Here is a 26,825-nt window from a genome sequence, read left to right as displayed (position 1 = left end):
CTACTTCATTTTTTCTCTTAATACGCCCTATTAACTACAGGGACGGAATTGTCAGGCGTCGCGTTCGACAGACAGTCGCGCAAGCTCTGCCAGTGCGGCACGGACCGGCGTGTCCGGAAGCGGTGCAAGCGCAGCAGCGGCCTGTTCGGCGGCTTTTTCAGCCTCACTACGGGCATAGTCGAGTGCGCCGCAGGATTGTACCGCGGTCAGTACGGCCGGGAAACGGTCGCGGCTGGCCTGCTCCAGCGCCTCACGGACCACCTTGGCCGAAGCCTCGGGCCCCTGGCGCATGGTGTAGATGAGCGGCAGGGTGGGCTTGCCTTCCGCAAGATCGTCTCCCAGCGCCTTGCCGATGGTTTCGGCATCGCCGGAGTAATCCAGCACGTCGTCAATGATCTGGAAGGCCGTACCCAGATACATGCCGTAGCGGGCAAGGGCGGCCTCCTCGGCCTCGGTGGCGCCGGCAATCAGGGCGCCCACGCGGGCGGCTGCCTCGAAGAGCTTGGCCGTCTTGTACTGGATGACCTGGAGGTACTGTTCTTCGGACACATCGGTGTTGCCGATGTTGAGCAGTTGCAGCACCTCGCCCTCGGCGATGATGTTGGTGGCCTCGGCCATGACCTCCAGCACACGCATGTTCTGCGTCGTCACCATCATCTGGAAGGCGCGGGTGTAGAGAAAGTCCCCGACCAGAACGCTGGCGGCATTACCGAACAGGGCATTGGCGGTCTGCCGGCCACGGCGCATGCCCGACTCGTCCACCACGTCGTCGTGAAGCAGGGTGGCGGTGTGGATGAATTCGACCATGGCGGCCTGCTCGTGCAGGATCGGGCCCTCGAAGCCGAGCGCCTTGCCCGCAAGCAGCGTCAGTGCCGGGCGCAAACGCTTGCCCCCGGCGGAGATGATGTACTCCGCCACCTGGCGGATCAGCACCACGTCGGAGTGCAGGCGCGACCGAATCACACGGTCGACAGAGAGCATGTCATCGGCAATCAGGGTGCGGAAGAGCGGGGTGTTGGACACAGTGCAGGCCAGCGTTCGTTGGAGTTGGTCGGTGTGTAAACCCGCGAATATTAGCAGAGAAAGGCCTCGGGGCGCACGCGGGCTCCGCCGCGGGGAAGGGTGCGCCGGGTGCGGGAGTGTGGCGTGCATGCTGGCAGGGTAGCGGGCTAAGTCAATGAAAATTGACAACTTTCCGGTACGTGCGTATAGTGGCCGGTCTTCCGTTTTCCAATACGGAAGTTTTATTAGGAGCTAAGCGAATGTATGCGGTCGTAAAAACTGGCGGCAAGCAGTACAAAGTTGCCGTCGGCGAAAAACTTAAAGTAGAACAGATACCTGCAGACATCGACAGCCAGATCGTACTTGAAGAAGTGCTGATGATCGCTGACGGTGAACAGGTTGTTGTGGGCGCCCCGCGCGTTGCTGGTGCCACCGTCAAGGCTACCGTCGTAGCCCACGGTCGCGGCGAAAAGGTACGCATCTTCAAGATGCGCCGCCGTAAGCACTACCAGAAACACCAGGGTCACCGTCAGAACTTTACCGAAATCCGCATCGACGAGATTTCGAAGTAAGGAGTAAACAGTCATGGCACACAAGAAAGCAGGCGGTAGCTCCCGCAACGGTCGTGACTCCGAAGCCAAACGCCTTGGCGTTAAGGTTTACGGCAGCGAACTGATTCCGGCCGGTTCGATCATCGTGCGTCAGCGCGGTACCAAGTTCCACGCTGGCGAGAACGTCGGCATGGGCAAGGACCACACCCTGTTCGCCAAGGTTGACGGTTATGTTGAGTTCACCGTTAAGGGTGCACAGAACCGCAAGACCGTGAACGTGGTTCCGTATACCGGCGTAGACGGCGAGTAATTCGCCTTCTGCCGAAGGAAGCCCTGTCCTCGGATGGGGCTTTTTTTTATTTTTGGGGTGTCAGACGCAAGCGGGGGCGTGCGCGCCTGTTTGCGTCTGATTCCTCACTGCTACGGAGGAGAGCAATGAAATTTATCGATGAGGCCCGCATCGAAGTCATGGCGGGCAAGGGCGGCAACGGGGCGTCAAGCTTCCGCCGCGAGAAGTTCGTGCCGTTCGGCGGTCCTGATGGCGGCGACGGTGGCCGGGGTGGCAGCGTGTTCGCGGTCGCCGACGAAAACGTGAATACCCTGGTCGAATACCGTTTCGTCAAGAAATACCTGGCGCAGAACGGCGAGCGCGGCCGTGGTGCGGACTGCTACGGCAAGGGCGGGGATGACATCGAGCTGCGGATGCCCGTGGGGACGGTGATCACCGATGCCGTCACCGGCGAACTGGTGGCCGACCTCACCCACCACGGCCAGCGCATTGTGCTGGCCAAGGGCGGGCGGGGCGGGCTGGGCAACATCCACTTCAAGTCTTCCACCAACCGTGCGCCGCGCCAGAGCACGCCGGGCGAGCCGGGCGAGCAGCGCACGCTGAAGCTCGAATTGAAGGTACTGGCCGACGTGGGCCTGCTTGGCATGCCCAACGCGGGCAAGTCCACCTTCATCCGCTCGGTTTCCGCCGCACGGCCGAAGGTGGCGGACTACCCGTTCACGACGCTGCATCCCAACCTGGGGGTGGTACGGCTGGACGATACCCGCAGCTTTGTGATTGCCGACATTCCCGGCCTGATCGAGGGGGCGGCCGAGGGTGCCGGGCTGGGCCACCGCTTCCTCAAGCACCTGCAGCGCACCGGCCTGCTGCTGCATCTGGTGGATGTGGCTCCGTTCGATCCTGAGGTGGACCCGGTCCGTGAGGCGCACGCCATCGTGGAGGAGCTGCGCAAGTTTGATGAAGGCCTCTACAACAAGCCGCGCTGGCTGGTGCTCAACAAGCTGGACATGCTGCCGGAAGAGGAGCGGGCGCTGACGGTATCGGCGTTCTTGGAAGCCTATGGTTGGCCGAAGACTGAGCCGGACGACCGTTACGGCTTCGACATGGATGCGCCGCGCGTCTTCACCATCTCGGCACTGACCGGCGAGGGCACGCGCGATCTGGTGTACGCGATCATGGGCTACCTGGACGTGCGTCGTAAGCAGGAGCGGGAAGCGGCCGAAGCCGAGGCGGAGCGTCAGAAGACGCTGGCGGACTCGGCCAAGCGCCAGACCGTCATCACTCCGGTGGCGCCGCCGGCACCGCCTGCCAGCGTTGACGAGTAAACGGCCGGGCCCGAGAATGCGGGCCAGCCTTGCCGGAGCCTGAGCCCGGCAACCAGCGGGGCCGGCATCGTCCGGCCCCGACCGTTTTCGGCAGGAATCATGTAGCCTGCCCGGCTTGAAGGAGATGCGGCATGTCCCGCTGGCTGGCTTCGCTCGATGCCCGCAAGATACGCGCCACGCCACTGGGGGTACGCGGCCACAACCTGGCCGTGACTCCGGCCGGTGGGGCTGTTCCGTTCGACCTTTCCGATGATGAGAAGACGCTGGTGCATGCCTGGCTGGCGCCGCGCAGCAGCCGCATGCGCTGGTCGCTGCTGCGGTCCCAGGCAGAGCGTGTGACGCTGGCGGACGACCTGCTGCGCCGTCTGGTGGAGTGTGGCTGGTGCGAGGTGGAGCTGCAGCCGACCGGTGCAGAGGCCATTCCCGAGCCGGTGTGGGTGACCTGGCGCGACATGTACCGCCTGCGTGCGCTCGCCAGCGAAGCCCGGCCACGAGAGCCCGTACCACCTGTAGCGGTCTGGCGCGGATGGCAACCGGCCTCGCCGATACTGGCGGGGTTGGCCGAAAGCCTGTGTGCCGGTCAGCCCGGTGCGCCGCTTGAGCGTCGCCTCAAAATCGCCCAGGCGCTGGATGCCTGGATCACCGCCGAACGGCAGGGGTCGGTGCGCCAGTTCTCCCGCTTTGCCTTGGGGCGGGAACGGGCGTTCACTGAAGCCGACCGGCACTGGCTGGCGGTGGCCGGTGTGGACTTGGGCGCAGCGGGCGTAAGCGATGCCGCGCCCCAGCTTTACCTGTCGGGCCCGGTGACGCTGCAGTGTGCGGATGGCTCGGTGCTGCCGGCTTCGCTGCTGCGCGGCGGCCTGGCGCTGCGACCGGAAGTGCTGGCGGGCGTGCGCCAGATGCTGGGGACGGTAAGGGCAGTGCGCGTCGTGGAAGGAGCCCCAGTATTCGAGCATCTGGTGGCCGAAGGCCTGCCGATGTTGCTGCTGCGTCTGGATGGTCGGCCCTCGCTCGCCTGGCGACGGGCGGCTGAGCGCCTGTTCCGTCTGGCGGCTGCGCCGGTTCAGGTGGTGTGTGCGGCCTCGCCCGTGGGTATTCGCACCGCACTGGACGCAGGGGAGGTGGCCGCAACGGCCGGCTGCAGCTGGCAGCCGTGGCGGATGGAGGTGGAGGCAGTGGCGCTGGCACAGGGTGGCAGCCCGCTTGACGAGATCGACCGCGCCGCGCTGGCCGCCCTGCAACGGGCGACCCTGCCGGCCCCGCTCGCAAGGTTGGCCGAAAACATTGCAGAAGCCGGACACAAGCTGGACGTGGAAAGCCTGTTTCCGACCCCGGAAGACTGAACCGACCGCGCCCGGTGCTTGCCGTGTCTGGCCACCGCATGGCATGTTGGCAGCATGACATCCCCCATGCTTCCCACTCGCCCGGCCACCCTGGCCACTGTCCTTCTGGTGTTGACCGCTCTGTTCTGGTCCGGCAACTTTGTCCTGGCGCGTGCGATGCACGCCAGCGTGCCCCCCATGACGCTCTCCTTCGCGCGCTGGACCATCGCCCTGCTGCTGCTTTTGCCCTTCGGCCTGCGTCCTGCGCTGGCACAGCGGGCGCTGTGGCTGCCGCACTGGCGACGTATCCTGCTGCTGGCGCTCTTGGGCGTGACCGCCTTCAACTCGCTGGCCTACTGGGGGCTGCAGTACACCGCAGCCACCAACGCGGTACTGCTCAATTCGTTCATTCCCATCCTGATCGCGCTGTTCGGCGCTCTGTTCTTCGGCCTGCGCCTTGGCGCACGCCAGATGGTGGCGATCGCTATCTCCTTTGCCGGGGTGCTGGCGATCGTGGCACATGGCGAGCCGGCCCGCCTGCTGGCGCTGGATATCAACCAGGGGGACGCCATCGTCTTTCTGGCGATGGTGGCCTGGGCCTTCTACACCCTGCTGTTGCGGGGCCTGCCTGCCGGACTGGACCGTATCGGCCTATTGACGGTGCTGGTCGCCGTGGGCCTCGTGGGTATCCTGCCTTTTTTCCTGCTGGAACTGGCGCATGGCCGCATCGCGCCGCTGAACGCCGCCACCCTGGCCACCTTCGCCTATGTGGGCACGCTGCCCTCGGTGGCAGCCTATCACTTCTACAACCTTGGCGTGGCGCGCGTGGGCGCGGCGCGGGCCGGCAGCTTCATCCACTTGATGCCGGCGTTTGGTGCGCTGCTGGCCTGGCTGTTTCTCGGCGAGGCCATCCATGCCTACCATCTGGTAGGCATCCTGCTGATCCTGGCGGGCGTGGCCCTGGCTGCGCGCGGCGGGAAATAGTCTGATAAAGGAGAAACCATGAGTACCGAAGACCGCGAACAGGGCCAGGCAATGCGTACCCGCGTGATGGGAGAGGCGTTCGTCAGCCGCGCCATGGACAACCTCGACGGCTTTTCCCGGCCACTGCAGAACTGGCTCAACGCGCATGCCTGGGGCAGTACCTGGCAGCGCGAAGGCATCGACTTGCGCACCCGCAGCCTGGTCACCTGTGCCATGCTGGCCGCCCTGGGACGCAGTAACGAACTCAAGGGGCATGTGCGCGGGGCGCTTAACAACGGCGCCAGCGTAACGGAATTGCGCGAGGTGCTGTTGCATGTGGCGGTGTATGCCGGCGCCCCGGCTGCGGTCGAGGCCTTCCGCTGCGCACGGGAGGTGCTGGCGGAGATGGGCGTGCCACTGCCCGACGATGACGAGGCCTGACCCTGAAGCGTCCGGGGTTGAATTTGCCGACCGTTGCGGCACACTGGGATCCATCTTTCCCTGACGTAGGAGCTCATATGGCAAGCGTTACCCTGCAAGGCAATCCGGTGGAAGTAGCCGGAGCACTGCCCGCCAAGGGCAGCCAGGCACCGGACTTCATCCTGACTGGCGGCGATCTGTCGGAGGTTGCGCTAAGCGATCTGGCCGGCAAGAAGAAGGTTCTCAACATTTTCCCGAGCGTGGACACCGGCACCTGCGCCATGTCGGTCCGCAAGTTCAACGAGAAGGCCGCCGCGCTCGAAAATGCCGTGGTGCTGTGCATTTCGGCCGACCTGCCATTCGCGCAGAAGCGTTTCTGCGGCGCAGAGGGCATCGAAAACGTGAAGATGCTTTCCTCTTTCCGCCATCCGGAGTTCTCCGAAGCGCTGGGGGTAAAGATCGCCAGCGGCCCGCTCGCCGGGCTCAACGCCCGTGCGGTGGTGGTGTTGGACGAGGAGAACCGGGTGCTGCACAGCGAGCTGGTAGGCGAGATCGCCGACGAACCAGACTATCAGGCCGCACTGGCTGCCCTGTAAGGCGCGTCACGCTGCAAAAAACCGGCACCTGTGTGCCGGTTTTTTCATGTACGGCCCAAGATTTCAGGCAGCAGCCAGCGCCCCCTGCGGCAGACCGGGCGCAGCACGCGGTGCGGCCGGTGTGGGTGCCGGAGGCAGGGCAGCGCCCGCCTCTGGCAGGCGGAACCACGCCAGCCGTTGGTTGAGTGCAGCGGCGGCTTCGGCCAAGTGATGCATCGACGGTTCGATGCCCTGCATGCGGCCAAAGATGTCGGTGGCCAGGGTGGACACCTCACTGCTAAAGGCGCGGATCTGCTCGCCGCTGGTGCGTTGGGCCTCGGTGGCGGCACCGATCTCTGCCATCCATTCGGTCAGGGCCGACAGGGTCCCGTCGATTCCCTCCAGCGCTTCGGCCAACGTTGCCTGCGCCGTCACGCTGCTGCCACTGGCCTCGCGCGCGGCCTCCATCGCCGCGGCCATCCCGTCGGTGGCGTGCCCCACATGGCCCAAGGCCTCGAAGATGCGGGTGGTGGCTCCGGCTGTCCGCTCCGACAGCTTGCGCACCTCGTCTGCCACCACCGCAAAGCCACGGCCGGTCTCGCCGGCTCGGGCAGCCTCGATGGCGGCATTGAGCGCAAGCAGGTTGGTCTGGTCGGCGATGTCGCGGATCAGGGTGCTGATGGAGGAAATGTCGCCGATGGCGTCCTCCAGTGCACGCATTTCCAGCATTGCACCGTCGATGCGCCCGGCCAGGGCCTGCATGGTGCGGCGACTGTCCTCGCCCAAATGGTGGGCGTGCTCGGTGCGCCGACTGGCCTCCCCCGTCCCGGTCTGGGCCCGGCTCACGTGGCGGGCGATTTCGGCTGCAGCTTCGGCCACTTCGCCGGCGGCGTCGTTGCTGCGGGCGCTCGTCTCTGCTTGCGCCCGGGTCACCCCCAACACCTGGCTGGTCAGTTGCAGCATCTGGCGGCTTTCCTCTCCGGCCTCGGCCGCGGTACGCCGTACCGCCTCCAGTAGCCCGCCCAAGCGCTCCAGAAATCGGTTGAAGCGGGTGGCCATCTGGGCCAGCTCATCGTGGCCCGCTTCCGGCAGGCGGATGGTCAGGTCACCTTCGCCGAGGCGGTCGACCGCCTCCAGCATGGTTCGCATCTGCAGCCGGACCCTGCGGGCCAGGCTGGACTGCGCCACGATCAGCAGCAGGCTGGCCAGCCCCAGCGGGCCCAGCACCGATAACGCCAGTGTGCGCATGCGTGCGTGCATCGCCTGCTCGGCGGCCTGCTGCGCGCGGGCCTCTTCGGCAATCTGTTGGTCCAGCGTGGCCACCAGCGGAGCGATGTGCAGCGCGTAGGCCTGCTCGGGGATGGAGAGCGCATCCTGCGGGGCGGTCTCGGCGATGCGCAGCGCACTCTTCAGCTGCCGGGCGAACTCCTGCCAGGGCGCACGCACCGCCTTGTCGAAGGCCTGCGCGCGGTCCGCAGGCAGGGCCGGCCCGATGGCCTCTAGCAGGCTGCCTACTGCCCTGTCGGTGGCGGCCAGCCGGGGCGCGGTATCCGCCAGCAACGGATCGGCGCGCGCAAGCGACAGCACGGCTGCCTTCAAGGCATACAGGTTGGCCGAAAGCGTCTGTCGCTGCCGGTAGGCATCAAAACCATCGGTGAGGCGGAAGAGCTGAAAACCGGTAAGAAAGAAGACGACGATGAGGCTGGTGACGGTGAGCACCACCGTCAGGCGCAGGCGGGTTACCAGGGTCATGGCTCAGGTACGGGGCGGTTGGAACGCCCCGCAGTCTAGGCAGCCATCATGACCGGCTGATGACAGGACATAAAGCGCGAAGGCTTAGTCCATCGCAGCCAGACTGGCCTTGTGGCGTGCCGCCAGACGTACGTAATGCTCGGCCGAGTAGCGGAAGTAAGCCAGTTCCTCCTCGCTCAGCCGTCGCACCGGCTTGGCCGGATTGCCCAAGTACAGCCAGCCCGACTCCAGGCGCTTGCCGGGTGGCACCAGTGTGCCCGCACCGATCAGCACCCGCGGCTCCACCACCGCGCGGTCCAGGATGGTAGAGCCGATCCCGACCAGCACCTCGTCGCCGATGGTACAGCCATGCAGGGTCACATGGTGGCCGATGGTGACGTGCCGACCGATCGAGAGCGGCGCGCCCTCCGGGTCCGATTCGCGCTTGTGGCTGACGTGCAGCATCGCAAAGTCCTGCACGTTGCTGCCCTCGCCGATGGTGATGCGGTTCACGTCGCCGCGCACCACCGCACACGGCCAGACCGAGGCGTGCTCGCCCAGCACCACTTCGCCCACCACCACGGCAGCGGGGTCGACGAAGCAGCTTTCGGGCACCTGAGGCACGATGCCGTCGAAGGGGCGGATATTGCGATTCATGGTACGCGTCCTTATCTAGTGGGTTCAGTTGGTCGATAATCATACCCAACCGCCCCGACAGGATGCCAAACCATGAGCCAGAACCCGCTTCTTGATTTCTCCGGCCTGCCCCGCTTCGCCGACATCACGCCCGCCCACATCACGCCCGCCATCGATACCCTTCTGGCCGAAGCGCGCGCCACGGTGGACACCCTGACGGGCGCCAGGGACGTGCCTGTCCACTGGGAGACCCTGGTCGAGCCGCTGACCGATGCCACTGAACGGCTGTCACGCGCCTGGGGTGTGGTGGGGCACCTGAACGCGGTGGTCAACACGCCGGAACTGCGGGAAGCCTACAACGCCAACATTCCCAAGATTTCCGCTTTCTGGACCGAGTTGGGACAGAACCTGGCGTTGTACGAGCGTTTCAAGGCCTTGGCGGCTGACCCGGGCTTCGACGCCGCCAGCGCCGCCCGTAAGCGTATCGTCGAGAACAATTTGCGTGACTTCCGGCTGTCGGGCGCCGAGCTGCCCGATGCACAAAAGGCACGGTTTGCCGAAGTGCAGAGCCGGCTGGCCGAGGTTTCGGCCAAGTTCGAGCAGAACCTGCTGGATGCCACCGATGCCTTCAGCCTCTATATTGACGACGTCGCCGAACTGGAGGGGGTCCCCGAGGATGCGCTGGCCCTGTTCGCCGCAGCGGCCCAGGCCGATGGGCGGAGCGGGTACAAGATCACCCTGCAGGCACCGTTCTATCTGCCGGTGATGCAGTACGCCGCCAACCGGCCGCTGCGCCAGAAGCTCTACGAAAGCTACGTGAAGCGGGCCTCGGAGTTCGGCCCGGCCGAACTCGACAACACCCCACTCATCCGCGAGAAGCTGCAGCTGGCCCGTGAGGAGGCGCAGCTACTGGGCTTTGCCGACTATGCCGAGCTGTCGTTGTACACCAAGATGGCCGAAAGCCCGGCGCAGGTAATCGACTTCCTGCGGGATCTGGCCGCGCGCGCCAAACCTTTTGCCCGTCGCGACCGGGAGGCACTCGAAGCCTTTGCCCGCTCTGAACTGGGTATCGACACGCTGGAGGCGTGGGACATCGGTTATGCCGCCGAAAAGCTGCGGGTGGCGCGCTATGCCTTCTCCGAGCAGGAGGTGAAGCAGTACTTCCCCGAAAGCCGCGTGCTGCCAGGCCTGTTCGGCGTGGTGCAGACGTTGTACGGCGTGACGGTACGCCAAACCGATGCGCCCGTATGGCATCCGGACGTGCGGTACTACGAGCTGTGCAAGGACGGCACGGTGATCGGCAGCTTCTACTTCGACCTCTACGCGCGGGAAGGCAAACGCTCCGGTGCCTGGATGGACGACGCCCGTGGCCGACGCCTCAAGGGCAGCACGGTGCAGACGCCGGTAGCTTACCTTACCTGCAACTTCACCCGTCCGGTGGGCGGCAAGCCAGCCCTGTTCACCCATGACGAGGTGATCACGCTTTTCCACGAGTTCGGCCACGGCCTGCACCACATGCTCACTCGAGTGGACGAGTTGGGGGTGTCCGGTATCAACGGTGTGGAGTGGGACGCGGTGGAGCTGCCCAGCCAGTTCATGGAAAACTTCTGCTGGGAGTGGGACGTGGTGCAAGGCATGAGCGCACACGTCGATACCGGCGAACCGCTGCCGCGCACGCTCTTCGACAAGATGCTGGCCGCCAAGAACTTCCAGAGCGGGATGATGACGGTACGTCAGCTGGAGTTCGCGTTGTTCGACCTGCGTGTCTACAGCGAGCTGGATCCGGATAACGGCGACTGGATGGCGCTGCTGGATGCCGTGCGCCAGGAAGTGGCCGTCAACTTTCCACCGCCCTACAACCGTTTCCCCAACAGCTTCAGCCACATCTTTGCCGGAGGGTATGCCGCGGGCTACTACAGCTACAAATGGGCTGAGGTGCTGTCGGCCGACGCCTACGCAGCCTTCGAGGAAGCCGGGGGGGCCAATGCCGACATTGGCCGCCGCTTCTGGGACGAAATCCTGGCCGTGGGCGGTAGCCGTCCGGCGCTGGAGTCGTTTCGTGCCTTCCGCGGCCGCGATCCGCAGATCGACGCGCTGTTGCGGCACTCCGGCATGGTGGAGACGGCTGACGCCTGAGCACACGCCCCAAAATAAAGCGGTGCTTCCGGAACCATTCGCGCAGGTCTGGTTCGAATCAGTGCTGGGCCATGTGGTCCGGCAGCAAGCGAGCCAGACGCATCAGTTCGCCGTGGAGGGCCACGGTGTTCAGCGATGTGTCCTTTCGACCCTCGGGGACTCCCGGGGGTTTTTTTATGGCCGGGCGATGCGGACGGGCTGGGGGATGGTGTACAGAAGAGGACACGGCACGCCGGTCGCTTCGCGTACGCGCATCGTGCACGCAGGCGAAAGCGGCCAGCAAGGCAGGCGGGGTAACGGTTATTTGTCGGGAGGCGGCAGGTCGGTGCCGGAGGACTGCGAAGAGCGGGCGGAGGACTTCGAGAGGCGAGGCGTGCCGACAGTGAAGGAAGGTACGATCGGGGCCAGGGTGTTACGATGCGGGTTTCGCGTCGGGCACAACGGCGGATTGCCGCTGCCGATGATCTTGTTTTTACTGAACATTTATGTTGCTCCGGTGATGAACACATTTTGATTCTAGTCAGTACCTGCGTACTTTGCCAAATCGCCGCAGTCACGACTGTTGTTTATTTGCTTAAACATAACTGTTTAATGGATTGGTTCTTACGATGAAACTTGCCACCTGGAACGTCAATTCGCTCAAGGTGCGCCTGCCGCACGTACTGGCCTGGTTGGCCGAAAATCCGGTGGATGTGCTCTGCCTGCAGGAGCTGAAGATGGATCATCCGGTCTTCCCTTTGGCCGAGATCGAAGCCGCTGGCTACCGTGCGGTGTGGTATGGCCAGAAGACCTACAACGGTGTGGCCATCCTCACCCGCGCCCCGCTGGAAGGAGAGGCAGTGGTGACGGGTATCCCGGGTTTCGAGGACGAGCAGCGGCGGGTGATCGCTGCCACCGTCAATGGGGTGCGGGTGATCTGCGCATACGTGGTCAACGGCGAAGCGGTGGGTTCGGCCAAGTTCGAATACAAGATGGCCTGGCTGGCGGCGCTGGAGCGGTACGTGGCCGAGGAGCTTGCCCGCCACCCGGCACTGGCGCTGCTCGGGGACTACAACATCGCTCCGGAAGACCGGGACGTATACGACCCGGAGGCATGGCACGAAAAGGTGCTGTGTTCTACCCCCGAGCGGGCCGCCTTCCAGCGCCTGTGCGCGCTGGGACTGAGCGATGCCTTCCGGCTCTTCAACCAAGAGGATAAGCAGTACAGCTGGTGGGACTACCGGGCGATGATGTTCCGGCGCAATCTGGGATTGCGCATCGATCACATCCTGATCACCGAGGCCCTGAAGGCGCGCGCCGCCGGGTGCGAGATTGACCGCACGCCGCGCAAGTGGGAACGCCCTTCCGACCATACGCCGGTGGTGCTGACGCTGTCCCAGTGAGCGCCCCAAGCCTGGGCAATGCAGAGGTAGACCGGGCAGCCATGCGGCTGCCTTTTTTACGGCTGAAGCTGGATGCGAAACGGGGCCAAGCGAAAGCTTGGCCCCGGACGGGTTGAGGAGGAAACGGTCTGAACTCGTTTACTGCAACAAACGTTGTCGATCTACTGCAACAAGCTGTAAAGAACGAGAGTCTTGAGTGTTCAACTACGAAACGGTCCCGTGTGGACATGGCCTCATCTGGAACCACCCTTGCTGCGCCGGATGGCGGAGAAAGTTGATCGCGTCTCTGGTCTTTAAGTCAGCCTTGCTTTCCTTCGCACATATAACACCGCGATGAAGACACCTGCCGTTGGTCGGCGCGACTGACGGCATGTAGCCGTTGCGAAAGGGGCATCCGGACCGCGTACGTGAATGGCTGGTGAAAAGCAAGGGTCAGCCTGGTTGTCGGCCATACTCCGTCTGTCTTCGGGATGAAGACTCCGGGCCTTGGTGTCAGAACCGCAAATAAGGATCCGTCGGGCAGGCGCCTGATTGCGTGAACGGAGGCTGGCCAATATACAACCGCTGGTGCATTGCGTGCCCTCCCTTCAATGTCATGTTTCTAGCGTAGCCGCTGTTGCGCAAAAGGCAAGTTTTTCAGTTGGCGCATTGCAGCGAAGTCCCAGCCGGCAAGGTCTGCGGGCACAGGTGGGCTTCGAACTGGCGTGCGGCCATACGCCACGAAAAGCCTTCGGCCACTTGGCGCACGCGTACACGATCTAGGCTGAGTGCCTGCAGACAGGCGCTGCGCAGATCCCAGTCCAGCACGCCTGCGCCACTGTCGCCCACCACGTCCAGGGGGCCTGCCACAGGATAGGCCGCTACGGGTGTGCCGCAGGCCATCGCCTCGAGCAGCACCAGCCCGAAAGTGTCGGTCAGGCTGGGAAAGACGAAGACATCCGCCGCACGGTAGAAGCGGGCCAATTCGTGCTGGGGGAAGACGCCGGCAAAGTGTACGTCCGGGTATTCGCGCCGCAGGCGGGGCAGGAGTGGGCCGTCTCCCACCACCCACTTGCTGCCCGGCAGATCCAGCTTGAGGAAGGCCTCGATGTTCTTTTCCACTGCCACCCGACCGATGTAGACGAACCGGGGTGGGGCGCTTTCGGCCAACCTGTCGCGCTCGCCCGGGGTGAACAGTGCGGTGTCCACGCCGCGGCTCCACAGGACCACATTGCAAAAGCCGCGCGCGGTCAGGTCGCGTACGATCGAGCGGGTGGGGGCCATGATGGCGCGGGCCCGGTTGTGGAAGCGTCGCATCCAGGCATAGCTGACCGCGACGGGTAGCCGGACCCTGGCATGGATGTATTCCGGAAAGCGGGTGTGATAGGCGGTGGTGAACGGCAGGCCGTGCTCTAGGCAGTAACGACGGGTGGCCAGCCCCAGAGGGCCTTCGGTGGCGATGTGGATCGCCTCGGGGCGGGTGCTGCGGATGCGGGCGGCCACTTTACGGTAGGGCAGTACCGACAGACGGATGTCTGGGTAGGTGGGGCAGGGGAAGGTACGGAATTCCTGCGGGGTGAGCAGATCCACCTCATGCCCGAAGCCGGTCAGCTCGCGGCAGGTTTCGGTCAGGGTGCGGACCACGCCGTTGACCTGCGGCTGCCAGGCGTCGGTGACGATCAGGATGCGCATGCTTCTTCCTTGGCCGCCGGGGCAGGCGCCGTGTTCGGCAGGTCCGGCTCGGTGGAGGCGTGGCGCGCCCGGGGATGGTGGGTCCAATAGACGACTTGCAGAGAACCGTCCGCCTGCTCCACCAAGGCCGAGAGGCTTTCCACCCAATCACCGCTGTTGCCGTAGCGGATGCCGTCGATGTCACGCACCTCCGGCTTGTGGATGTGACCGCAGATCACACCGTCGAAGCCACGCCGCCGTGCCTCGTCGGCCATCAGCGTCTCGAAACGGCTGATGAAGCTGACGGCATTTTTCACTTTGTGCTTGAGGTACTGCGACAGCGACCAGTATGGCAGGCCCATCCGGTGGCGCACCGCGTTGAAGGCACGATTGAGCGATAGCGCCAAGGTGTAGAGTGAATCCCCGAGATAGGCCAGCCACTTGGCATGCTGGATGACCCCGTCGAAGGCGTCCCCATGTACCACCAGATAGCGTCGCCCGTCGCGGGCGGTGTGTTCGGCCTCGCTGCGGATGGCGATGCCTCCGAAGTCGAGCCCGCAGTAGGGCCGTGCGGCCTCGTCATGGTTGCCCGGCACGTAGATTACCCGGGTGCCCTTGCGTGCCTTGCGCAGTATCTTCTGCACCACATCGTTGTGGCTTTGCGTCCAGAACCAGCTTTTCTTCATCTGCCAGCCGTCGACGATGTCGCCCACCAGGTAGAGGTAGTCCGATTCGTGGTGGCGCAGGAAGTCCAGCAGGGCTTCGGCACGGCAGCCCCGGGTACCCAAATGTACATCGGATATCCAGATGGCCGGGTAGTACCGGGGCGGGGCGGTCTCGTGGGGCATCGCAGATCTCCGCAATAGGGCGACGCGCCCATGCTGCGGGGGTTCGATGACAGGGCAATGTGGTTTTGATGACCGGCCGGTGACAGATGGGCACAGGGGCAGGCTTGCTGCCTGGATTTAAGCCTGCCTTAATGGCAGCGTGTTTTCATGCACCGTACCGGGATGGCCCGGGCTTACTTCACAAGGAGATGCACGATGAAAAAATTTGCCGCGCTCGTTTTGATGGCTTCGTTTGCCGGGTCTGCCTTTGCCGCCGCCAAGTGCGAGCCGCACCCCAAGGACAAGTGGATCAAGGAAGCCGACTTCAAGAAGCAGCTGGAAGGCCAAGGCTACAAGATCAAGAAGTTCAAGGTGGACGGCAACTGCTACGAGATCTACGGCAAGAACAAGGACGGCAAGAAAGTGGAAATCTACTTCGACACCGTCAGCGGCAAGCCGGTGAAGAGCGAGATCGAGGACTGATGCGCCAAGGCCGGGGCCACTTGGCCCCGGCTGCAGGGAGGACATGATGAGTACCGTGCACGCACCTACCGTAGAGGTCCGGGTCTGGGACCCCTTCGTGCGCCTGTTCCACTGGCTGCTGGTGGCAGGCGTTTCGGCCAACCTGTTCGTGCTGGAAGAAGGGGATCCGCCACACCGCTGGGTAGGGTATGTGGCCACCGCGCTGGTGCTGGCCCGCATCGTATGGGGCTTTATCGGCACGCACCACGCGCGCTTTGCAGACTTCTGGCCAACCCGCCGTCGCCTGCGAGCCCATCTGGCACGGCTGCGAGCCCATCAGGCCGATCCATCGCCCGGGCACAACCCGATGGGCGCATTGATGATGCTGGCCCTGATGGCGCTGGTTCTGGCGCTGGGCTTCACCGGCTGGCTGATGGGCACCGACGCCTACTGGGGTGAGGAATGGCTGGAATCGCTGCACGAGGGGCTCGCCAATACGCTGATGGGTCTGGCTGGCATGCATGTCCTCGCGGCCGTGATGATGGGCCGATTGGAGCGGGTGAACCTGGTGCGCGCCATGATCACCGGGGTCAAACGCTATCCCGCGAACCGCACGCCGCACTGAAGTGCTGGCGTCAAAGAAACGGGGTGTGCTTCGATGCGCATACTGGTGATTGAAGACGACACGCTGATCGGCGATGGCCTGAAGAGCGGGCTGACGGCGCTGGGATTTGCCGTGGACTGGGTGCGCGACGGACGCCAGGGCCAGGCGGCCATCGACGCCGCACCCTACGATGCGGTGGTACTGGACCTGGGCTTGCCTGGCATCGACGGGCTGGACATCCTGGCTGGCTGGCGGCGTACCGGCCGCAGCGAACCCGTATTGGTGCTCACGGCCCGCGATGCCCTGCCAGATCGCCTGACCGGGCTCGACACCGGGGCCGACGATTATCTCGTCAAGCCATTTGCTTTGGCCGAAGTGGCTGCCCGCCTTCGGGCGCTGATCCGGCGGCGTCACGGGCAGATGGCCAACCGGCTGAAACACGGCACACTGGAACTGGACCCAGTGGGACGTAGCGCCACCCTGAACGGGCAGCCGCTTGACCTGACCGCCCGCGAGCTGGGCCTGCTGGAACTGCTGCTCAATGCACGCGGGCGTATCCTGCCCAAGACCCTGATCGAGGAAAAGCTGTACGGCTGGGGCCAGGAAGTGGAAAGCAACACCATCGAAGTGCATGTCCACCACCTGCGCCGCAAGCTGGGCAGCGAGGCGATCCGCACCGTACGCGGCATCGGTTACACCTTGGGAGAACCCTTGTGAACGGTGGCAGCCTGCAGCGCCGGCTGGTGCTGATCCTGCTGGTGGTGTCGCCCCTGCTGTGGGCCGCCTCGTCCGCCGTGGCGATCTACCAGACGCATCACGAACTGGGCGAACTCTACGACACCCAACTTTCCATCTTTGCGCGCCAGCTCCTGTCGCTCAGCCTGAGCGGCGGCCCGGCCACGCCGCTGCCCCCGGTGAAGGACCTGATTCACGGCGGGGCGCATGCCGACCTCGAAGACCACGACCTGGGCGTGGCGGTATGGGACGGACAGGGCCGGCTGCTGCAGAGCGACGGCGACGGCGACCACTTCACCTTCGAGGACAAGCGCGGCTTTTACCAGATGACGCTGGACGAGCACGGGCGACACGACGTGTGGCGGATGTTTTATCTGCCGGCTCCGGACGGCAGCCGTCTGGTGGCGGTCGGCCAGCGCGAGGAGCTGCGCCGCGAGGCGATGTGGGAAGTAGTAGGCGCGCAGCAGTTGCCTTGGCTGCTGACGCTACCGCTACTGATGCTGGCTTTGGTGTGGGGCGTGCGCCGTGGCCTGAAGCCGCTGAAAGCGCTCTCCGACGAGATCGCCACGCGTCGCCCCGATGACGCGCGTGCGCTGACCGCGCCGGTGCCCGCCGAGATTGCCCCGCTCGTGGCCGCGTTCAACCGGCTGATGCAGCGGGTCAGCGAGACATTGCAACACGAGCGTCGCTTTACCGCCGATGCGGCGCACGAATTGCGCACGCCTCTGGCCGGGTTGCGAGTGCAGGCGGAGGTGGCCCAACTGACCACTGATGCGGCCGTGCGCAGCCACGCGCTGGAGCGCCTCGAGCACGGCATCGACCGCGCCACCCGTCTGGTGGACCAGCTGCTGGCCCTGTCGCGGCTGGACCCGATGGACGCCTTGCCCTCCGTCCAGACGGTGGACTGGCAGCGGGTGGCGGCCGCTGCGACGCAGGAGGTGGCCGACAGCGCGGCGGAGCGCGGCATCACGGTGGAGACCCAGCTGCACGGCGTGCCCGGCCGGGTATTGCCGCTGGCGGGGGACGAACTGCTGCTCGGACTGCTGCTGCGCAACCTGTTGGACAATGCCGTGCGCTATGCGCCACCAGGCGCTACCGTGAAGCTGGTGTTGGCCGAAGACGCCGTGGAGGTGCAGGACGATGGTCCCGGGATGACGTCGGATCACCTGGCGCGTCTGGGCGAGCGCTTCTTCCGCCCACCGGGGCAGGAGGCGCCTGGCAGCGGACTGGGCCTCTCCATCAGCCTGCGCGTGGCCGAGCTGCATGGACTCTGCCTGACGCTGGCCAACCGGCCCGAGGGCGGTTTGACGGCGCGGCTCGCGCAGGCTGCGACAATTGGTCGCATTCCCCCCAAAGGCAGCACGCGCTAGGCTGTACACTCATCGAATTGCTTTCCAAGGTTGCGCCCGTGCCGGTCACGGGCCTTTTTTTGTCCTCCCTGCCTTGGTCCGTCCCTCGTGCGGCTGCGGCAGGTGCTAGAGTGTGCGCATGTTGCTGCCGATGTCCGTTACCGATGCCCTGGCCACCTCTTCGCCGATGCACGCTCTGGCAAGGCTGGGCAGGCTGCGCTGGGGGGCGCTGCTGCTTGCCCTGCTGGTGCTGGCGGCCTGTGCCGTGGCCGGCGTGGCCTTGCCCTGGCTTGGGGTGCTGCAGGCCCTCTTGACGCTGGCGCTGGTCAACGGCGTGCTGGAATGGGGCGCACGCCGGGGGCAGCCACCGCAGCGACTGGTGCGTGTCGGTCTGTTGGCGGATGTCGTGGTGCTGAGCGAACTGCTGGCGCTAACCGGCGGGGCGGCCAATCCGATGGCCACGCTGTACCTGCTGCCGGTACTGTTCGCCGCACTGCTCGTGCCTGGTGGTGGATTTGCCTGGCTGCTGGCCGGGCTGGCTGCCAGCCTCTACGGTCTGCTCTTCTTCTGGCATTTGCCCTGGCCCACCGCCGGAGGCGATGCGGCCTACGCCTTCTCCCTTCATCTGGGCGGCATGTGGCTTACCTTCGCCGTCTCTGCCTTCCTGCTGGCGGGCTTTGTCTCACGGCTGGCGCAACAGTTGGCCGAAGAGCGCGCAGCCCTCGCGTCGGCGCGTGAGGCGTTGCTGCGGGATGAGCAATTGGTGGCGCTCGGCGTGCAGGCGGCCGCGGCCGCGCACGCGCTCTCCACCCCGCTCAACACGCTGACGCTGCTGGTGGACGAGTGGGACCCAGCAGCGCCTGCCCCCGAACAGGCCGCTGACCTGAACGTGATGCGTACGCAGCTTGCCACCTGCCGCACCGCGCTTTCTCGCCTCAAGGAAGGCGCAGAAACCGAGGCCCGCCCCGCGGACCTGCACGGGTTGCTTCAACTGCGGCTGGCGGCCTGGCGTGCCCTGCGGCCGGAGGTGGCGCTGGAGACGACCCTGCCTGCCGGAGAAGGCCCGGCGGTATCGGTGCCTCCCGCTTTCTGGCCCGCCTTCTACAACCTGCTCAACAATGCAGCCGAGGCCGCAGGTACCGCGCCGGTGGTGGTGGACGCCGCCTGGCAGGCAGGCTGGCTGACCCTGGACATCACCAACACCCACGGCAGCTTTGATCCGGCCCGGCTGGCGCGGGCCGGCCTCACGCCGCTGGAGTCCAGCAAGCCCGCCGGGCTGGGGCTGGGTGTGCTGCTGACCCATGCAACGCTCAGCCGCCTGGGCGGGCACCTGGCCTTGGTGAACCGGCCCGAGGGCGGCGTGGTGGCCCGTGTGCGCCTGCCCTTGCCTGAGCGGAGGCAAGAATGACCGAACACTACCTGATCGTGGATGACGATGCGGCCTTCTGTGCCGTTCTGGCGCGTGCCCTTGGCCGGCGGGGCCACACAGTAACGGTAGCGCACGATGCAGCCCAGGCCCTGGCCGAGGCACCCATGTTGCCGGTCCGCATCGTGCTCGACCTCAATCTGGAGGGCGAAAGCGGCCTGCGCCTGCTCCCCGCTCTGCGCGCCCGCTTCCCAGACGCAGCCATTGTGGTGCTGACGGGCTACGCCAGCATTGCCACCGCAGTGGAGGCAGTCAAACTGGGGGCGGTGCAGTATCTGGCCAAGCCAGCGACCGTCGACGAGCTGATGGCGGCCTTCGGCCAGGTTTCGGCCAACCCTGCACTGCCAGTCAACCCGCAGCCGATGTCGCTACGGCGGATCACCTGGGAGCATCTGCAGCGGGTGCTGGCCGAGCACGGCGGCAATATCTCGGCCACCGCGCGCGCACTCAACATGCACCGGCGCACCCTGCAGCGCATGCTCGCCAAGCGCCCCGTGCGCGAATAGCCTTATGCCATCAGCAAAACTTGCCGCATTGCATCAATAAAATTGATTGGAGCTTATGCTCCAGTTTTCCTACGCTTGGAGGCTGCCACCGCCGCAACCAACATAGAGGGGAAAACAACGATGATGCTACGCGGACAGATGATGACCCAACCCCTGCTGATCTCGGCCCTGCTCACGCATGCCGAGACCTACCACGGTGACACCGAGATCGTGTCGCGCACTGTGGAGGGGCCGATTCATCGCTACACCTACCGGGACGCGGCCAAGCGTGCCCGTCAGCTTGCCAACGGCCTGATCTCCCTCGGGGTGCGTCCGGGTGACCGCGTCGGCACCCTGGCCTGGAACGGCTATCGTCACTACGAGATCTACTACGCAGTGTCGGGCATGGGCGCGGTGTGTCACACCGTCAATCCGCGCCTGTTTGCCGAGCAGATCGCCTACATCATTGAGCATGCCGAAGACACCGTTCTGCTCTTTGACCTGACCTTCCTGCCCGTCGTCGAGCAGTTGGCCGCCCACCTCAAGAGCGTGCGCCATTTCGTGCTGCTGACCGACCGGGCCCACATGCCGGCCCATACCGCCATTCCCGACCTGCTGTGCTACGAAGACCTCGTCAACAGCCACAGCGACCGCTACGCCTGGCCCGAGTTCGACGAGGAGACGGCCTCCAGTCTCTGTTACACCTCGGGTACCACCGGTAACCCCAAGGGGGTGCTCTACTCGCATCGCTCCACCGTGCTGCATGCCTTTGCCAGCTCACTGCCGGACAGCCTCGACATTTCCGCCGAAAGCTGTGTGATGCCGGTTGTGCCGATGTTTCACGTCAATGCCTGGGGCCTGCCCTACAGCTGCACCATGAATGGGGCCAAACTGGTGCTGCCCGGGCCGAAGATGGATGCCATCAGCCTCTACGAACTGATCGAAAGCGAGGGGGTGACGATGACCGCGGGCGTGCCCACGGTGTGGATGATGCTGCTGCAGCACTGCGAGAAGAACCGCCTGCGCATCCACAGCCTCAAGCGCGTCATCGTTGGGGGCTCCGCGGCACCGGAAAGCATGATCGACCAGCTGGCCGAACACGGTGCCGAACTACGCCAGCTATGGGGCATGACCGAGCTTTCTCCCTGCGGCACCACCAGCACCCCCAAGTTCAAGCACCGCGACAGCGCCACGGCGGTACTGCGCAGCCTGCAGACCAAGCAGGGCCGCCCCATCTATGGTGTGCAGATTCGCATCGTTGATGATGCCGGCGAGCCGCTGCCGCACGACGGCGTGGCCTTCGGCAACCTGCAGGTGAAGGGGCCCTGGGTGCTCAGCCAGTACTTCCGCCGCGACCTGGATGCCAGCCATACCGAGGACGGCTGGTTCAACACCGGGGACGTGGTCACCATTGATCCGGATGGCTACATGAAGATCACCGACCGCACCAAGGATGTAATCAAGTCCGGCGGCGAGTGGATCAGCTCGATCGAGCTGGAAAACATCCTGGTGGGCCACCCGGCGGTCGCCGAGGCCGCCGCCATCGGCATCACCCATCCCAAGTGGGACGAGCGGCCACTGATGGTAGTAGTGCTCAAGCCGGGCGCTTCGGCCACCCGCGACGAGCTGATCGGTTTCTACGAAGGCAAGATCGCCAAGTGGTGGACGCCGGATGAGGTGGTATTTGTGGAAGAACTGCCGCATACCGCCACCGGCAAGCTGCAGAAGATGAAGCTGCGCGAGCAGTTTCGCGACTTCCGCTGGCCGGAGTGAGCCCCGAAACAGAGGCGGTAAGCCCCCTGCGGGAGGCCGAACAAGCGCACGTTTGTAGATAAATTGGACAGAATAGAGCTTTTGCGCTAAATTGTGCAGCGCACTGAAAACCGAAAGGTTTTTGTGGTGTTAGCCCCTCGAAGCATCAAGCCGGTCAACCGGCGAGGTGTTTCTTCCTCGTGTTGGCCCCTGGCGGTTACCCGCCCGGGGATTTTTTTTGCCTGCTCGCCAGCCAGGGGCTCGGCCCGGTTTCCTGGCCCCGCCCGAGAGGCCAGAAGGGGGCATCCCGGCCACGTGGCTGACAGCCTGAGGCCGTCTCACTCTGCCGCCTCTTAACCTTCAGGCAATGCAAACACCCAACGGCCACCGTTGTCGGTGGTGCGCCCGGATGTCTGCGCATGTGCTGGGCTATTCGGGAGGCGGGGCGGGCACCGCTTCGGCCAACCTTGGCCGTACCGTGGCCGAAGCGCCGCCCAGAGGTGGTTAACCTCGCGGGACGTGCGCCAGGCAGGGGGGGCGGTGAGGGGCTGGTCCGGGAACAGGAAAACGACGGTCGGGCCTGTCGAGGTGTGCTTTTTTCACCCGAAGGTAACGCACTCTGCCTCAAATCAAGGTGAGGTGTTAGCATTCGGCATCAAATGCCGTGTGTCATGTCGCTGTATTTTCAAGGGGGATGCATGAAATCGTTACGAAGCCGACTGATTGCCTTCAATGTGCTGATGATGGCGCTCTTCGGTCTGGTGCTGGTGGTGTTGACCTTCACCCAGATGCGCCAGCAGATCCTTCTGGATCTGAAGTACGAATTCGGCTCCGCACTGGAAGGTCAGGCGGCCGTGGTGCGTACCTGGATGGATGAGAAGAAGCAGCAGATCAGCGCGCAGGCCGAAACGGCCCTGCAGCCGGATGCGATCCGCTTCCTCAAGCAGGGTGCGCGCGCCGGCCGCTTCTTCGTCAACTACATCGGCTATGCCGACAACCGTTCGCTGTTTTCGGATGACTGGCAGGCCCCGGCCGACTACCGCATTACCGAGCGCGACTGGTACAAGGCGGCCATTGGTGCCGGCAAGGCCATCGTAACCGAGCCCTATGTCGACGAGGCCTCGAAGCGCCTGACGGTGACGGTCGCCGTGCCGTTCACCGCCGCAGGGGCCACAGCTGGGGTGGCGGCCGGGGACGTGTTCGTGGACGAACTGGTTCGCAATGTGCTGTCGCTGAAGGTCCGCGGCAGCGGCTATGCCTTCCTGGTTAATCGCAGCGGTCGCCTGATCGCCCACCCCGACGCCAAGCTCACGCTCAAGCCGGTCTCGTCGGTCGCCCCGGCGCTGACTGCGGAGCGCATTGCAGCGCTGGCCCAGGACAACACGCTGGCGGACATGGAGTTCAATGGCACGCCGATGCTGCTGTCGCTCAAGCCGATTGCCGGCAGCGACTGGTACGTGGGTCTGGTGGCCGACAAGGACGAGATCATGGCGCCGCTGCGGACACTGCTCTACACCCTGGTGGGGCTGTCGCTGCTGGTGTTCGCGCTGATGGTGCCGTTTGCCGGCGCGATCATCGGACGCATGCTCAAGGGGCTGGTTGTGCTCAAGAGCGCGATGGAGGACATCGCCCGGGGCGCGGGCGACCTGACGCGGCAGCTGGAGGCGCGCGGGCAGGACGAGATCGCCGACACCGCCCGGGCATTCAACCAGTTCGTGGCACAGCTCAACACGCTGTTCCGCGGTTTGCGCGATGAGGCGGGCGGAGTGATCCGTGGTGTGCAGTCGGCCAGCAGCCTGGTGGGACAGGTGGCGGACAGTTCGCGCCAGATGGCGGACGTGTCCTCTTCCAATGCCGCCACGCTGGAGGAAATTACCGTCAGCATCTCACACATTGCCGACAATTCGCGCGAGGCAGACCAACTGGTGCAGGACACCGGACGCGAGCTGGAATCGAGCGCCAGCAATATGCAGCGCTTGGCCGAAGGCATGGAAAGCACTGTGGGCGCAGTACGGGGCCTGGAGAGCATGCTCGGCGTGCTGGATAAGCGCTCCCAGGAGATTTCGGGCATCACCAACGTGATCCGAGACATTGCGGACCAGACCAACCTGCTGGCACTCAATGCCGCCATCGAGGCCGCGCGCGCCGGCGAGCAGGGCCGCGGCTTTGCGGTGGTGGCCGACGAGGTGCGCAAGCTGGCCGAACGTACGGCACAGGCCACGCTGGAGATTTCCGGCATGGTCAACGCCATCCGGGACGAGACATCGCGTGCGGTGGGCGACGTCAACCAGACGGTGGGAGCGGTGGATCAGGGCGTGGAATTGACGCGCAGCGCGGTGGAGAACATCGGTCGCATCCGCGCTTCGATGCAGGCCGTGGTGGACAAGATGCACGAGATCGCCCACTCCACCACCGAGCAGCACAATGCCACCACGCTGATTGCCCAGAGTACCGAGGCGATCAACAACCGCGTGATCGAAAACGACGAGGCGCTGCACACCGTCAGCAGTACGCTGCAGCAGCTATCGGGCTCGGCGGGCAATATGGATACCGCCTTTTCGCGGTTCAAGCTCTAGAGTGGTCTGGCAGGGGTTGGCCGAAGACCTCCGCCCTGCCTGCGAAAAAGCGCACCATACGGTGCGCTTTTCTGTTGGGGCTCAGGGGGCCAGCCACTTGCCCGGGTTCATCAGGCCGCGCGGGTCCAGCAACTGCTTGATGCCGCGCATCAGCGCCAGTGCCGCCGGGTCTTTGTAACGCTCCAGCCAAGGCGTCTTGAGCTGGCCTACGCCATGCTCGGCCGCGAGCGTGCCGCCGAAGCGGTCGACCCATTCATAGACGATGGCGTTGACCGCCGGCTCGTCATCGAACAGGGCAGCAGGGTCGGGCCGGGTGCGGCTGACGTTGTAGTGCAGATTGCCGTCGCCCGCATGGCCGAAGGCGACGATGCGTACCCCGGGAAAGGCTGTCTTTAGCGCTTGGCCGCACTGCTCGAGAAACGCGGGAATCATCGAGGTGGGCACGCCGATATCGTGTTTGATGCTGGGGCCGTCGCGCTTCTGTGTTTCTGACAGGGCTTCGCGCAGTTGCCACAGACGTTGCCGCTCGCTCTCGGACTGGGCCATTACGCCGTCCACCATCGCTTGTTCGGAGAGCCAGTTCACCAGCCGCTCTTCGAGCGCGGCAGTTTCTCCGCTGTCGGAGAGTTCGATCAGCAGTGCCCAAGGGGCGACGAAAGGCAGCTGCCCCGGATGGTGGTGGTCCAGCAGCTTCTGGCAGACCTCCGAGATCAGTTCGAAGGTGGTGAGCCGGTCGCCAAAGGCGGCCTGCAACGCCGCCAGCCAGGCAATCGCGGTTCGGGCGCTGTCCACGCCTACCCAGGCGGTCGCGCGCGCCGTCGGCAGCGGAAAGAGCTTCAGGGTTGCGGCGGTGATCAGGCCGAGCTGTCCTTCAGCACCGATGAAGAGCTGCTTGACGTCCAGCCCGCTGGTGTCCTTGCGCAGCCCCCGCAATGCATTCAGTACCTGTCCATCGGGCAAGACCACTTCCAGGCCCAGCGTCAGATCGCGCATCGTGCCGTAGCGCAGCACCGCCAGTCCACCGGCGTTGGTCGAGAGGTTGCCCCCGATCTGACAGCTGCCCTCACTGGCCAGCGATAACGGAAACAGCCGGCCCGCGCCTTCGGCCAGGGCCTGCACTTCCGCCAGCGTGAGGCCGGCTTCCACGGTCAGGCTGTTATTGTCCGGGTCCAGCCGCCGCACGGCGCGCAGCCGGCGAAGGTTGACCACTAACTGTCGGCCGGAGCCATCGGGCGTTGCGCCACCACAGGTGGAAGTGTTGCCGCCCTGAGGAACGATGGCGACTCCTCTGTCCCTGCACAGCGCCACCAGCGCTGCCACCTCGGCGGTGCTGCCCGGCAGCGCCACCGCCAGCGGACGGCCATGGTAGCGACCGCGCCAGTCCACCGCATGCGGCTCGGTGTCGGCAGGGTCGGTCAGCAGGTGGGTGGGGCCGATCAAGGCCGCAAGCTCATGCAGCAGCTGTTCCATTTCAGCCCGCCTTTCTTTCAGTCCGTTGCACGTTTGGCCGCCCGTCGTGCCCGCCTTGCGGCGTGCAGGGGCAGTCGTGCCAGTGATGCGCGCCGATGAGGGCATTGCGCGCCGGGTGCTGCGGATAATGAATGCGGTTGTCGTCCCGGTCGCGGTCGCCCACGCACAGCAATCGCACATCGCGCTCGGTATTGTTGATGAAGGTGTGGGCCAGACCACGGCCTGCGGGAAACCCCACTGAACCGCCCGGTTGCAGCCGGTACAGCACGCCGTTCAGCCAGACGTCCGGCGTGCCCTCCAGCACATGCACGAATTCGTCGTCTGTCTCTTCCGCGTGTGGCCAGCTGGTGCGGCGCCCCGGGGGCAGCAGTTCGTGATGGATGCCGAGGCGGGCAAAGCCGGAGTGCTGACCCAGCGGCGAACCGAGGGACCGTCGTTCGGTACTACCGGGGTAGCAGGCGTGGTCAGCCTGACGAATGTCCTGCCGGTGGAGGGTGGCGGGGTGGTGGCTCATCAGGGATCCTTGGGCGGCTCAGTCCGGGATTTCGGAGGCCATTAGCGTGTCCGGGTGTTCCCAGCCCGGCAGAGCGGCGAGGCGCGCCAGCCAAGCCTCTACCGCAGGCCAGTGCCGGATGTCGAGGCCGGCTTCGGCCAACCACCACAGATAGGCGCTGACGGACACGTCGGCGATGGTGGCGCGGCTGCCGGCCAGCCAGTCGCACCCGGTCAGCGTGGCCTGCAGTGTGTCCAGATCGGCCCGCGCCCGTTCGGTCAGCCAGGCCAGCACTGCAGGCTCTGCCGGTGCGAAGCGGCGGTAAAAGCGCAGGTTGGGCACCGAGAAGCCGATGCGGTTGGTTTCCCAGCTCAGCCATTCGCGGATGTGCTGGCGCTCACCGCCAGTGCCGTCCAGATGGCCGTAGCTGTCGGCCAGCCACTGCAGGATGGCATTGGACTGACACAGGGGCTCGCCGTCCACCACCAGCACCGGCACTTCACCGAAGCGGCTGACGGCCCGGAAGGCCTCCGGCCGCTGGGCGCGCGGGAGAGAGAGGTCCACGTGGATGTAGTCGTGGGTCAGGTCGGCCAGGACGAGGGCTAGCCTTACCTTGTAGCTGTGCCCGGAGTTGCGGTTGCCGTAGAGCGTGAGCGAAGCCATG

At 65.1% G+C, this 26,825-nt stretch carries 25 protein-coding genes; 17 read left to right on the top strand and 8 right to left on the bottom strand.

What is annotated here, in order from left to right:
• Window positions 1-51 precede the first annotated feature (51 nt).
• Entirely contained in the window at window positions 52-1,023 is a 972-nt protein-coding gene (ispB, locus tag EV669_RS07150; protein ID WP_318271355.1) for an octaprenyl diphosphate synthase, read from the bottom strand.
• Between the two features lie 239 nt (window positions 1,024-1,262).
• On the opposite strand from ispB, the gene rplU reads away from it, so the two are divergent.
• From rplU to tpx, 7 genes are all read left to right on the top strand, one after another.
• Window positions 1,263-1,574 carry a 50S ribosomal protein L21 gene (gene rplU / locus EV669_RS07145; RefSeq protein ID WP_054286911.1) on the top strand — a complete coding sequence of 104 codons (312 nt, stop codon included), beginning with the start codon at window positions 1,263-1,265 and terminating at the stop codon, window positions 1,572-1,574.
• A 13-nt stretch (window positions 1,575-1,587) separates the two neighbouring features.
• A complete protein-coding gene (rpmA, locus tag EV669_RS07140) occupies window positions 1,588-1,863 on the top strand; it encodes a 50S ribosomal protein L27 (RefSeq protein ID WP_054286912.1) in 276 nt (91 codons plus the stop codon).
• Between the two features lie 125 nt (window positions 1,864-1,988).
• Window positions 1,989-3,167: a GTPase ObgE gene (obgE, locus tag EV669_RS07135; protein WP_055433276.1), complete on the top strand. Its 1,179-nt coding sequence runs from the start codon at window positions 1,989-1,991 to the stop codon at window positions 3,165-3,167.
• Between the two features lie 131 nt (window positions 3,168-3,298).
• Window positions 3,299-4,510, top strand: coding sequence for a hypothetical protein (locus EV669_RS07130; protein ID WP_132098257.1), 1,212 nt, complete (start codon window positions 3,299-3,301; stop codon window positions 4,508-4,510).
• A 66-nt stretch (window positions 4,511-4,576) separates the two neighbouring features.
• Complete coding sequence (locus EV669_RS07125; RefSeq protein ID WP_082446358.1) at window positions 4,577-5,473, top strand: DMT family transporter; 897 nt, start codon at window positions 4,577-4,579, stop codon at window positions 5,471-5,473.
• 18 nt (window positions 5,474-5,491) lie between these two features.
• Entirely contained in the window at window positions 5,492-5,893 is a 402-nt protein-coding gene (locus EV669_RS07120) for a carboxymuconolactone decarboxylase family protein (protein WP_054286561.1), read from the top strand.
• A 77-nt stretch (window positions 5,894-5,970) separates the two neighbouring features.
• Window positions 5,971-6,468 carry a thiol peroxidase gene (tpx, locus tag EV669_RS07115; protein ID WP_054286560.1) on the top strand — a complete coding sequence of 166 codons (498 nt, stop codon included), beginning with the start codon at window positions 5,971-5,973 and terminating at the stop codon, window positions 6,466-6,468.
• A gap of 63 nt (window positions 6,469-6,531) precedes the next feature.
• Here the strand turns inward: tpx and EV669_RS07110 are convergent, their stop codons facing one another.
• Window positions 6,532-8,199, bottom strand: a complete 1,668-nt coding sequence (locus EV669_RS07110; RefSeq protein ID WP_132098256.1) for a methyl-accepting chemotaxis protein — start codon at window positions 8,197-8,199, stop codon at window positions 6,532-6,534.
• Window positions 8,200-8,283: 84 nt separating this feature from the next.
• A complete protein-coding gene (locus tag EV669_RS07105) occupies window positions 8,284-8,835 on the bottom strand; it encodes a gamma carbonic anhydrase family protein (protein ID WP_055433272.1) in 552 nt (183 codons plus the stop codon).
• 72 nt (window positions 8,836-8,907) lie between these two features.
• On the opposite strand from EV669_RS07105, the gene EV669_RS07100 reads away from it, so the two are divergent.
• Complete coding sequence (locus tag EV669_RS07100) at window positions 8,908-10,950, top strand: M3 family metallopeptidase (RefSeq protein ID WP_132098255.1); 2,043 nt, start codon at window positions 8,908-8,910, stop codon at window positions 10,948-10,950.
• A 608-nt stretch (window positions 10,951-11,558) separates the two neighbouring features.
• A complete protein-coding gene (gene xth / locus EV669_RS07095; RefSeq protein WP_054286555.1) occupies window positions 11,559-12,332 on the top strand; it encodes an exodeoxyribonuclease III in 774 nt (257 codons plus the stop codon).
• A gap of 636 nt (window positions 12,333-12,968) precedes the next feature.
• Here the strand turns inward: xth and EV669_RS07090 are convergent.
• Both EV669_RS07090 and EV669_RS07085 read right to left on the bottom strand, forming a co-directional pair.
• Window positions 12,969-14,003 carry a glycosyltransferase family 4 protein gene (locus tag EV669_RS07090; RefSeq protein ID WP_054286554.1) on the bottom strand — a complete coding sequence of 345 codons (1,035 nt, stop codon included), beginning with the start codon at window positions 14,001-14,003 and terminating at the stop codon, window positions 12,969-12,971.
• Complete coding sequence (locus tag EV669_RS07085) at window positions 13,991-14,830, bottom strand: UDP-2,3-diacylglucosamine diphosphatase (RefSeq protein WP_083460584.1); 840 nt, start codon at window positions 14,828-14,830, stop codon at window positions 13,991-13,993. Before EV669_RS07085 ends, EV669_RS07090 begins: the two co-directional genes overlap by 13 nt.
• 195 nt (window positions 14,831-15,025) lie before the next feature.
• Between EV669_RS07085 and EV669_RS07080 the strand changes: the two genes are divergently transcribed.
• The 8 genes from EV669_RS07080 (at window position 15,026) to EV669_RS07045 (ending at window position 24,198) form a co-directional block, all read left to right on the top strand.
• Window positions 15,026-15,292, top strand: a complete 267-nt coding sequence (locus EV669_RS07080) for a PepSY domain-containing protein (protein WP_054286553.1) — start codon at window positions 15,026-15,028, stop codon at window positions 15,290-15,292.
• Between the two features lie 46 nt (window positions 15,293-15,338).
• Window positions 15,339-15,896, top strand: a complete 558-nt coding sequence (locus tag EV669_RS07075) for a cytochrome b/b6 domain-containing protein (protein ID WP_132098406.1) — start codon at window positions 15,339-15,341, stop codon at window positions 15,894-15,896.
• Between the two features lie 33 nt (window positions 15,897-15,929).
• Complete coding sequence (locus tag EV669_RS07070; RefSeq protein WP_055433268.1) at window positions 15,930-16,592, top strand: response regulator; 663 nt, start codon at window positions 15,930-15,932, stop codon at window positions 16,590-16,592.
• Entirely contained in the window at window positions 16,589-17,980 is a 1,392-nt protein-coding gene (locus EV669_RS07065) for an ATP-binding protein (RefSeq protein ID WP_318271354.1), read from the top strand. Before EV669_RS07070 ends, EV669_RS07065 begins: the two co-directional genes overlap by 4 nt.
• Before the next feature lie 118 nt (window positions 17,981-18,098).
• Window positions 18,099-19,367 (top strand): ATP-binding protein, encoded by a 1,269-nt coding sequence (locus EV669_RS07060; RefSeq protein WP_318271353.1) that lies wholly within the window; start codon window positions 18,099-18,101, stop codon window positions 19,365-19,367.
• On the top strand, window positions 19,364-19,891 hold the full coding sequence (locus EV669_RS07055; RefSeq protein WP_132098254.1) for a response regulator transcription factor: 528 nt from the start codon (window positions 19,364-19,366) through the stop codon (window positions 19,889-19,891). Before EV669_RS07060 ends, EV669_RS07055 begins: the two co-directional genes overlap by 4 nt.
• 120 nt (window positions 19,892-20,011) lie before the next feature.
• The gene (locus EV669_RS07050) at window positions 20,012-21,643 is read left to right on the top strand and encodes a 3-(methylthio)propionyl-CoA ligase (RefSeq protein WP_054286549.1); all 1,632 of its coding nucleotides are present in this window, start codon (window positions 20,012-20,014) and stop codon (window positions 21,641-21,643) included.
• A 677-nt stretch (window positions 21,644-22,320) separates the two neighbouring features.
• On the top strand, window positions 22,321-24,198 hold the full coding sequence (locus EV669_RS07045) for a methyl-accepting chemotaxis protein (protein WP_054286548.1): 1,878 nt from the start codon (window positions 22,321-22,323) through the stop codon (window positions 24,196-24,198).
• Between the two features lie 81 nt (window positions 24,199-24,279).
• Here EV669_RS07045 and EV669_RS07040 read toward each other — a convergent pair whose 3' ends face one another.
• The 3 genes from EV669_RS07040 to EV669_RS07030 are packed head-to-tail and all read right to left on the bottom strand — an operon-like array spanning window position 24,280 to window position 26,824.
• Window positions 24,280-25,668 (bottom strand): FAD-binding oxidoreductase, encoded by a 1,389-nt coding sequence (locus tag EV669_RS07040; protein WP_132098253.1) that lies wholly within the window; start codon window positions 25,666-25,668, stop codon window positions 24,280-24,282.
• A gap of 1 nt (window position 25,669) precedes the next feature.
• On the bottom strand, window positions 25,670-26,182 hold the full coding sequence (locus EV669_RS07035) for a cupin domain-containing protein (RefSeq protein ID WP_132098252.1): 513 nt from the start codon (window positions 26,180-26,182) through the stop codon (window positions 25,670-25,672).
• An 18-nt stretch (window positions 26,183-26,200) separates the two neighbouring features.
• Window positions 26,201-26,824: a glutathione S-transferase family protein gene (locus tag EV669_RS07030; RefSeq protein WP_132098251.1), complete on the bottom strand. Its 624-nt coding sequence runs from the start codon at window positions 26,822-26,824 to the stop codon at window positions 26,201-26,203.
• Between the last annotated feature and the right edge of the window lies 1 nt (window position 26,825).

This window comes from Gulbenkiania mobilis, from assembly GCA_004346645.1.
GTDB classification, from domain to species: Bacteria; Pseudomonadota; Gammaproteobacteria; order Burkholderiales; family Chromobacteriaceae; genus Gulbenkiania; species Gulbenkiania mobilis.
Note: the sequence above shows the minus strand (reverse complement) of the source record. Positions and strands in the feature narration are given on the sequence as shown.

Excerpts from the sequence above, each read along its gene's own strand:
- EV669_RS07055 (WP_132098254.1), top strand. The coding sequence starts at position 19,364 with ATGACCGAACACTACCTGATCGTGGATGACGATGCGGCCTTCTGTGCC.
- tpx (WP_054286560.1), top strand. The coding sequence starts at position 5,971 with ATGGCAAGCGTTACCCTGCAAGGCAATCCGGTGGAAGTAGCCGGAGCA.
- EV669_RS07075 (WP_132098406.1), top strand. The coding sequence starts at position 15,339 with ATGAGTACCGTGCACGCACCTACCGTAGAGGTCCGGGTCTGGGACCCC.
- EV669_RS07110 (WP_132098256.1), bottom strand. The coding sequence starts at position 8,199 with ATGACCCTGGTAACCCGCCTGCGCCTGACGGTGGTGCTCACCGTCACC.
- EV669_RS07045 (WP_054286548.1), top strand. The coding sequence starts at position 22,321 with ATGAAATCGTTACGAAGCCGACTGATTGCCTTCAATGTGCTGATGATG.
- EV669_RS07060 (WP_318271353.1), top strand. The coding sequence starts at position 18,099 with ATGTTGCTGCCGATGTCCGTTACCGATGCCCTGGCCACCTCTTCGCCG.
- EV669_RS07125 (WP_082446358.1), top strand. The coding sequence starts at position 4,577 with ATGCTTCCCACTCGCCCGGCCACCCTGGCCACTGTCCTTCTGGTGTTG.
- EV669_RS07090 (WP_054286554.1), bottom strand. The coding sequence starts at position 14,003 with ATGCGCATCCTGATCGTCACCGACGCCTGGCAGCCGCAGGTCAACGGC.
- EV669_RS07120 (WP_054286561.1), top strand. The coding sequence starts at position 5,492 with ATGAGTACCGAAGACCGCGAACAGGGCCAGGCAATGCGTACCCGCGTG.
- xth (WP_054286555.1), top strand. The coding sequence starts at position 11,559 with ATGAAACTTGCCACCTGGAACGTCAATTCGCTCAAGGTGCGCCTGCCG.
- EV669_RS07105 (WP_055433272.1), bottom strand. The coding sequence starts at position 8,835 with ATGAATCGCAATATCCGCCCCTTCGACGGCATCGTGCCTCAGGTGCCC.
- obgE (WP_055433276.1), top strand. The coding sequence starts at position 1,989 with ATGAAATTTATCGATGAGGCCCGCATCGAAGTCATGGCGGGCAAGGGC.
- EV669_RS07070 (WP_055433268.1), top strand. The coding sequence starts at position 15,930 with ATGCGCATACTGGTGATTGAAGACGACACGCTGATCGGCGATGGCCTG.
- EV669_RS07085 (WP_083460584.1), bottom strand. The coding sequence starts at position 14,830 with ATGCCCCACGAGACCGCCCCGCCCCGGTACTACCCGGCCATCTGGATA.
- EV669_RS07080 (WP_054286553.1), top strand. The coding sequence starts at position 15,026 with ATGAAAAAATTTGCCGCGCTCGTTTTGATGGCTTCGTTTGCCGGGTCT.
- EV669_RS07050 (WP_054286549.1), top strand. The coding sequence starts at position 20,012 with ATGATGCTACGCGGACAGATGATGACCCAACCCCTGCTGATCTCGGCC.
- EV669_RS07030 (WP_132098251.1), bottom strand. The coding sequence starts at position 26,824 with ATGGCTTCGCTCACGCTCTACGGCAACCGCAACTCCGGGCACAGCTAC.
- EV669_RS07035 (WP_132098252.1), bottom strand. The coding sequence starts at position 26,182 with ATGAGCCACCACCCCGCCACCCTCCACCGGCAGGACATTCGTCAGGCT.
- EV669_RS07040 (WP_132098253.1), bottom strand. The coding sequence starts at position 25,668 with ATGGAACAGCTGCTGCATGAGCTTGCGGCCTTGATCGGCCCCACCCAC.
- rpmA (WP_054286912.1), top strand. The coding sequence starts at position 1,588 with ATGGCACACAAGAAAGCAGGCGGTAGCTCCCGCAACGGTCGTGACTCC.
- EV669_RS07100 (WP_132098255.1), top strand. The coding sequence starts at position 8,908 with ATGAGCCAGAACCCGCTTCTTGATTTCTCCGGCCTGCCCCGCTTCGCC.
- EV669_RS07130 (WP_132098257.1), top strand. The coding sequence starts at position 3,299 with ATGTCCCGCTGGCTGGCTTCGCTCGATGCCCGCAAGATACGCGCCACG.
- rplU (WP_054286911.1), top strand. The coding sequence starts at position 1,263 with ATGTATGCGGTCGTAAAAACTGGCGGCAAGCAGTACAAAGTTGCCGTC.